Below are 212 nucleotides of genomic sequence, written 5' to 3' on the forward strand. Positions count from 1 at the left end.
GTCTTTAAAACCTTCCTCAAGGATAAAGAGAAGATTGTCAACGCCCTTCAACTACCCTACTCCAACACAAAATTGGAAGCAACTAATAATCTCATCAAACTTATCAAGCGCAATGCATTTGGTTTTCGGAACTTTGAAAACTTCAAAAAACGAATTTTTATCGCCCTAAATATCAAAAAAGAAAGGACGAAATTTGTCCTTTCTAGATCTTA

General features: G+C 34.4%; 1 protein-coding gene. It reads left to right on the top strand.

Annotated features, from left to right (window positions below; translation table 11 throughout):
• Positions 1–212, top strand: a 212-nt coding sequence (locus HMPREF2933_RS04410; protein WP_148131519.1) for a transposase, incomplete at both ends; no start/stop codon positions are given.

The organism is Streptococcus sp. HMSC066F10, assembly GCF_001813805.1.
Taxonomy (GTDB): domain Bacteria; phylum Bacillota; class Bacilli; order Lactobacillales; family Streptococcaceae; genus Streptococcus; species Streptococcus vaginalis.